Source organism: Actinophytocola sp. (genome assembly GCF_036002505.1).
Lineage (GTDB): Bacteria > Actinomycetota > Actinomycetes > Mycobacteriales > Pseudonocardiaceae > DASYTH01.
On the sequence record NZ_DASYTH010000465.1, the window covers coordinates 23,944 to 29,943 of the forward strand.

Consider the following 6,000-nt stretch of genomic DNA (forward strand, 5'->3'; position numbering starts at 1 on the left):
CAGGAACGCGCCTCTCGGTGAGCCGGGGCTTGCCCCGGGCGGAGTGTGGGGTTGCACCCCCCACGAGACACCCGAAACGACCTGGCTCGCGCTCTCCGCTATGCGGCGCCGAAGGCAGGGAACTTGGCGGCGTTGGATGCACTGGGAGGGGACCGTGGATGGTGAGTGACCGCATCGGCTACGTGGTGATTGAGCGGAACCAGGCCAGTCACTGCCCCGCGTGGCATGGCGGGAATCGTCGCCACCCAGATGGTGACGCTGGACCAGGTGATGCTGCCGTACCTGCGCACCGAGGACGGGCGGAGCCTGTACGAGCGGCACCGGGAGCAGCAGCTTGCGCCCGGTCCTGGTAGATCCACAACCCGTCTACCAGTATGTTTGCTCCCCCGGCTGGACTCGAACCAGCAACCCTTCGGTTAACAGCCGAATGCTCTGCCAATTGAGCTACGGAGGAAGGGGGCGTTGCTCCGCGGGCCACGCGGCCCGACTCCGCAAGCCTAGCGTACGCGGCCAGCGGGTTAGGGGGTGGTGGGGGAGGATGGGGTGGGAGCACGTCGTGGATGGTTGGAGGTCGGGATGAAGGCGTTCCTGATGGGGGCGGCGGTGGGGTACGTGCTGGGGGCGAAGGCTGGGCGGGAGCGGTACGAGCAGATCGTGCGGGTGTACCGGAGGTTGGCCGACCATCCGGCGGTGCAAGGGGCGGCCGGCATCGCGCGGGCGAAGATCGGGGAGAAGACCGGGTTCGGGCGGTCGGCGAAGGGCGAGCACAACGGGTACCGCAGCACCAGCGAAGCGGGGTATCAGCGAGCGTAGGGGGTCTGGGCGACCACGAAGACGCGGCGGAACGGCAGCCAGGTGGTGCCGTCGGCGCGCGGCGGGTAGGCGGCGCGCAGCCGGGGGGCGAGGTCGGCGCGGTACTCCTGCCACGCGGCGTCGTCGAGCACGGAGCGGACGGGGCGCAGGCCGGTGCCGGTGAGCCAGTCCAACACGGGGTCAGAGCCGGTAAGCCGGTGCAGGTAGGTCGTCTCCCAGGCGTCCACCGCGCAGCCGGCCTCGGCCAGGATCGTGGCGTAACCGGTCGGGTCGAGCACCGAGTCCTCGTCGCGCAGGCCGGCGGCGGCCAGCCGGGGCGCCCACTTCGGCGACGCGGCGAGCGCGCGGGTGCTGACGTGCGACGGCGCGGCGAAGTTGCCGGGGACCTGCATGGCGAGCCAGGCGCCGGGCGGCAGCTCGACCGCCCAGCGGCGGAGCAGTTCCTCGTGGCGGGGCACCCACTGCAGGACGGCGTTGCACACGGCGACGTCGGTGTCCGGGCGTGGGCGCCAGTCGCGGACGTCGCCGGCCTCCGCGTCGATGCCGCGCTCGCGGGCGGCGGCGACCATCTCCGGCGAGGAGTCGAACGCCTCGATCGCCGCGGCGGGCCAGCGCTTGGCCAGTGTCTCGGTGAGGTGGCCGGGCCCGCAGCCGAGGTCCACCACGCGCCGCGGCGACTCGGCGCGGATGCGCGCCACCAGCTCCTCGAACGGCCGCGACCGGTGGTCGTCGAACATCAGGTACTTGCCGGGGTCCCACATCGCGCACCTCCGTAGCAAACCGTACGTACGGTTTACTCTACGGGGAGCGGCGGACCTCCTCCAGGCGCGCGGCGACCTCGGTGGCGATCCGCCGCACCGCGTCCTCGTCGGTACCCGGATCGGGCCGGACCTGCAGCACCGCGCCGTCCGCGCCGGGCACCCGCCGCTGCACGAACCACGCACCGCCGCCGGGCAGCTCGCGGTGGTGCCGGGACCGGATGGAGCCGGTGACCCGCGCCTGCACCACCCGCGGCACCAGCCCCGGCCGCGCCAGCACGAACCGCCGCGCCGGCAGGTCGGCCAGCAGCACGGCCGAACCCGCGCTCCCCCGCTCCTCCGCCTCGGTCACGGTCAGCGCGCCGCCACTCCAGGTCGCCTTGCTGACCAGATGCCAGCCGACCCGGCGGACCCCCTCGGCGACCGGCAGCCACAGGCCGAGCGAGGTGGCCACCAGGTGCCCGCCACCGTCCAGCTCGGCCACCGCGAGCACGTGCTCATCGGACTCCAGCGAGCCCGGAAACCCTTGCGGGACACCGCGTCCGGCGACCAGCTCGACCAGCCTGCGCGCCCAGCTGGTCACACCGTCTCACCAGCCGCCTGCTTTTTCAGCCCCTTGCGGTGCTCCTCGAGGGCCACCAGCTCACCGAACCGCGCCCGGTACTCGTCCGCCTCGTCGATCGGATTCAGTCGCTGCAGCTTGGACTTCAGCTCCGCGATCCGGGCGCCGACCACACCCTCGATCATCCGGGCCACCAGGCTGCCCACGTACCGGGCGTCAGGTTCCTTGTGGTGCAACGCTTCCACCGCCAGCTCGGTGACCAGCGACCGAACCGTCTGATGTGGACAGTTCTGCCCGGTGGCCTCGACCAGGGCCGCGCCGGACAGACCGGAGGAGGTGCCGCCGGCGGCCAGCAAACCCTGGTAGACCTCCACATAAGCGGGGTGGGTGAACGCCTCTCCGGGCACCTCGTTGTCGAAGTACGGCCCGGCGAACTCGGGCAGTTGCAGCGCCGCCTTGAGCGCCTCGCGCTGCAGCCACAGCCGCGGGTCGTTGCGCGGCGGCCGCGGCGGACCGTCCACGTCGACGGCGAGCGCGGCCTGGTTCGGGTTGGCCGGACGGCTCCGCCGCGCCGGAGCCGGCGCGCCGCCCCCCGCGGTCTCGCGCACCCGGCGCACCACGGTCTGGATGTCCTCCCAGCCGACCCAGCCGGCCAGTTGCCGCGCGTACTCGTCGCGCAGCGCCTCCTCCTTGATCCGGGCCACCACCGGCACCGCCCGGCGCAGCGCCTCCACCCGGCCCTCGGCGGTGTCCAGGTCGTGCTCGCCGAGCTCCGCCCGAACCCAGAACTCGATCGACCGCTGCCGGCGCGCGATCAGATCCCGCACCGCCTGGTCGCCCTTGGCCTGGCGCAGCTCGCACGGGTCCATGCCGCCCGGCGCGACCGCGATGAACGTCTGCGCGGCGAACCGCTGGTCCTCCTCGAACGCCTTCATCGCGGCCTTCTTGCCGGCCTCGTCGCCGTCGAAGGTGAAGATCACCTCGCCGCGGAAGAACTGGTCGTCCATCAGCAGCCGGCGCAGCACCGAGATGTGCTCGGTGCCGAACGCCGTGCCGCAGGTGGCCACCGCGGTCGGCACGCCGGCCAGGTGCATGGACATCACGTCGGTGTAGCCCTCGACCACGACCACCTGGTGCCGCTTGGCGATCTCCCGCTTGGCCAGGTCCAGCCCGAACAGCATCTGGGACTTCTTGTAGACCGGGCTCTCGCTGGTGTTGAGGTACTTGGCCGCGATCGGGTCGTCGTCGAAGATCCGCCGCGCGCCGAAGCCGACCACGTCACCGGTGAGGTCCTTGATCGCCCAGAGCAGCCGGCGGTGGAACCGGTCGATCGGACCCTGCCGGCCCTCCCGGGACAGCTGCGCCTTGTACAGCTCGGTCAGCTCGAAACCCCGGCCCAGCAGGTGTTTCGTGAGCTTGTCCCACCCGGACGGCGCGAACCCGCAGCCGAACGTGGCCGCGGCCGCGGCGTCGAACCCGCGCTCGGTCAGGTACTCACGCGCCTTGGCCGCCTCCGGGCCGCGCAGCTGTTCGGCGTAGAACTCGGCGGCCGCCTTGTGCGCCTCCACCAGCCGGGCCCGGGTGCCGCGGTCGCGCTGGACGGTCGGGCCACCGCCCTCGTAGGTCAGCGCGACGCCGACCCGGTCGGCCAGCCGCTCGACCGCCTCCACGAAGCTCAGGTGGTCGAGCTGCATCACGAACGCGATCACGTCGCCGCCCACGCCACAGCCGAAACAGTGGAACGTGCCGTTGCTGGGCCGCACGTTGAGCGAGGGCGACTTCTCGTCGTGGAACGGACAGAGTCCCTTCAGCGCGGCGCCGCCGGCCCGCTGCAGCGCCACGTACTCGCCGATCACCTCGTCGATCCGGTTGCGCTCACGGACCTGCGCGATGTCGCTCTCCCGGATTCTGCCCGCCACGGTGTCCAAGTCTAGGCTGGGTGGCGTGACCGTCAGCGACGACATCCTGGCCGAGCAGTTCGCCGCGCACCGGGCACATCTCGTCGGCGTCGCCTACCGGCTGACCGGCACGGTGTCCGACGCCGAGGACGCCGTGCAGGAGACCTGGCTTCGACTGTCTGGTTTGGACAGTGAGCGCCGCGCCGCGATCCGCGAGCTGCGCGGCTGGCTGACCACGGTGGTCGGCCGGATCTGCCTGGACCGGCTGCGCTCGGCCGCGTTCCGCCGGGAGAGCTACGTCGGCCCTTGGCTTCCCGAGCCGGTGGTCACCCCGCTCGGCGCGCCGCCCAGCGAAGATCCACTCGAGACGGTCGTGCGCGACGAGGGCGTCCGGATGGCGGCCATGGTGCTGCTCGACCAGCTCACCCCGGAGCAGCGCGTCGCCTTCGTGCTGCACGACGCGTTCGGCGTGCCGTTCGCCGAGATCGCCGAGACCCTCGGCGTCTCCGAGGCCGCCGCCCGCCAGCACGCCTCCCGCGGCCGCCGCGCCGCCGCCGAGGCCGATCCGCCCCCGCGGGCCCCGCTCGGTGAGCAGCAGGCGTTGATCGAACGGTTCATGAAGGCGCTGGCCGCCGGCGACCTGCCGGGCGTGGTCGAGCTGCTGCACCCGGACGCGGTGCTGATCGGCGACAGCAACGGCAAGGCCCGCACCGCGCGCCGGATCATGGTCGGCGCCGACAAGCTTGCCCGCTTCATGCTCGGGCTGCTCGAGATGTACGGCGCCGAGGCGCTCTCCGCCGCGCGGCCGGTCCTGGTCAACGGCGACGCCGGGTTCACCATCCCCGACATCCCGGGCGGCGACGAGCACCGCGACCTCTCCCGGCGCGCCACCACGTTCGCCATCCGCGACGGCAAGGTGGTCACCGTCTACGACATCGTCAACCCGGACAAGCTCACTCGGCTGCCCGACTGATCCAGTCCCGAAGCTGCCGCGCCCCAGCCGCCGCCACGGCCGCCAACCGCTCCAGGCTGTCCACGTCGGCGAAGTCCATGATCACGTCCGGGCCGCTGCGACCGAAGTGGATCGCCGCTCCCTCCCCCTGCGCATGGAACGCAAGGACCGCCTGTTCGCCGAGGACCGGCCGCTCCACCTGACGGCCATGATCGAAGAGTCGATCCTCGACCGGCCGATCGGTGGCGAGAACGCCCCGCTCGTCATGCGCGAGCAACTTCGCCACCTCATCGACCTGTCCGGACGGGACAACGTGGAAATCCTGGTCCTGCCGACCGCCGTCGGCCGGCACGACGGCCTGGAGGGCCGGTTCACCGTTCTGCACTTCATCGATGCGGAGGGTCGCAAGCAGGCACAATCCATCGGTTACGTGGAAATCCCTGATGACGCCGTCTACATTCAAGATCAGCAGCAGGTCGACAAGTACACTGGCAGCGCGGAACTCTTGCGCTCCGTAGCGTTGTCCCAGCCGCAATCGGTCAAGGCGATCAAGGCGCGGCTGGCAACACTCGGCTGACCGTGGAAGGAACGACCCATGGGTACGGCACCGCGTCCCCACCAGTGGCGCCGATCGAGTTTCAGCAGCAACGGCGAGGCATGCATCGAGGTGTCCCACGATCTTGCTGCCGTCCGGGACTCCAAGAACCCCGAGGGACCAACCCTTCGCGTCAACCTCCGGCAGTTCGTGAGCGCTATCCAGGACTGGTAGGGCGCCGGCTCCAGTTCTCCGAACGCCTTCAACACCATGCGCAGCATGATGCGTCTGGACCTCGACCGCAAAGTCCCTACCCCACGGCCGTTTCAAGATCGCTGACGCTGGCTACCGGAGGCCGGGACATGGCTACCTGAAGGCGGGACACACCCGGTAGGTCGGCACCGTTGGCGCGTGTCCCGCCTTTGCGTAGCCGTGTCCCGGCTTGGCGTAGGCATGTTCCGGCTTGGCGTAGGCATGTTCCG

7 protein-coding genes and 1 tRNA gene are annotated in these 6,000 nt (G+C 71.2%); 4 read left to right on the forward strand and 4 right to left on the reverse strand.

The window, feature by feature from the left end:
* Window positions 1-381: 381 nt before the first annotated feature.
* Window positions 382-454: transfer RNA gene (locus VGR06_RS40885), tRNA-Asn, on the reverse strand.
* Between the two features lie 122 nt (window positions 455-576).
* On the opposite strand from VGR06_RS40885, the gene VGR06_RS40890 reads away from it, so the two are divergent.
* Entirely contained in the window at window positions 577-813 is a 237-nt protein-coding gene (locus tag VGR06_RS40890) for a hypothetical protein (protein WP_327564625.1), read from the forward strand.
* On the opposite strand, the gene VGR06_RS40895 is transcribed toward VGR06_RS40890, so the two are convergent.
* Genes VGR06_RS40895 through dnaG form a run of 3 tightly spaced genes read right to left on the reverse strand, consistent with a single transcriptional unit; the run spans window position 801 to window position 4,052 of the window.
* On the reverse strand, window positions 801-1,574 hold the full coding sequence (locus VGR06_RS40895; RefSeq protein WP_327564626.1) for a trans-aconitate 2-methyltransferase: 774 nt from the start codon (window positions 1,572-1,574) through the stop codon (window positions 801-803). The genes VGR06_RS40890 and VGR06_RS40895 overlap by 13 nt on opposite strands.
* A 37-nt stretch (window positions 1,575-1,611) precedes the next feature.
* Window positions 1,612-2,154 (reverse strand): hypothetical protein, encoded by a 543-nt coding sequence (locus VGR06_RS40900; RefSeq protein WP_327564627.1) that lies wholly within the window; start codon window positions 2,152-2,154, stop codon window positions 1,612-1,614.
* On the reverse strand, window positions 2,151-4,052 hold the full coding sequence (dnaG, locus tag VGR06_RS40905; RefSeq protein ID WP_327564628.1) for a DNA primase: 1,902 nt from the start codon (window positions 4,050-4,052) through the stop codon (window positions 2,151-2,153). Before dnaG ends, VGR06_RS40900 begins: the two co-directional genes overlap by 4 nt.
* 16 nt (window positions 4,053-4,068) lie before the next feature.
* On the opposite strand from dnaG, the gene VGR06_RS40910 reads away from it, so the two are divergent.
* From VGR06_RS40910 to VGR06_RS40920, 3 genes are all read left to right on the forward strand, one after another.
* Window positions 4,069-5,004: a sigma-70 family RNA polymerase sigma factor gene (locus VGR06_RS40910; protein WP_414637441.1), complete on the forward strand. Its 936-nt coding sequence runs from the start codon at window positions 4,069-4,071 to the stop codon at window positions 5,002-5,004.
* Between the two features lie 106 nt (window positions 5,005-5,110).
* Window positions 5,111-5,560: a DUF5753 domain-containing protein gene (locus tag VGR06_RS40915; RefSeq protein ID WP_327564630.1), complete on the forward strand. Its 450-nt coding sequence runs from the start codon at window positions 5,111-5,113 to the stop codon at window positions 5,558-5,560.
* A gap of 18 nt (window positions 5,561-5,578) precedes the next feature.
* Window positions 5,579-5,752, forward strand: a complete 174-nt coding sequence (locus VGR06_RS40920; RefSeq protein WP_327564631.1) for a DUF397 domain-containing protein — start codon at window positions 5,579-5,581, stop codon at window positions 5,750-5,752.
* The last annotated feature ends 248 nt before the right edge of the window (window positions 5,753-6,000 follow it).

Coding starts and splice junctions, on each gene's coding strand:
- VGR06_RS40890 (WP_327564625.1), top strand. CDS start 577: ATGAAGGCGTTCCTGATGGGGGCGGCGGTGGGGTACGTGCTGGGGGCG.
- VGR06_RS40895 (WP_327564626.1), bottom strand. CDS start 1,574: ATGTGGGACCCCGGCAAGTACCTGATGTTCGACGACCACCGGTCGCGG.
- VGR06_RS40920 (WP_327564631.1), top strand. CDS start 5,579: ATGGGTACGGCACCGCGTCCCCACCAGTGGCGCCGATCGAGTTTCAGC.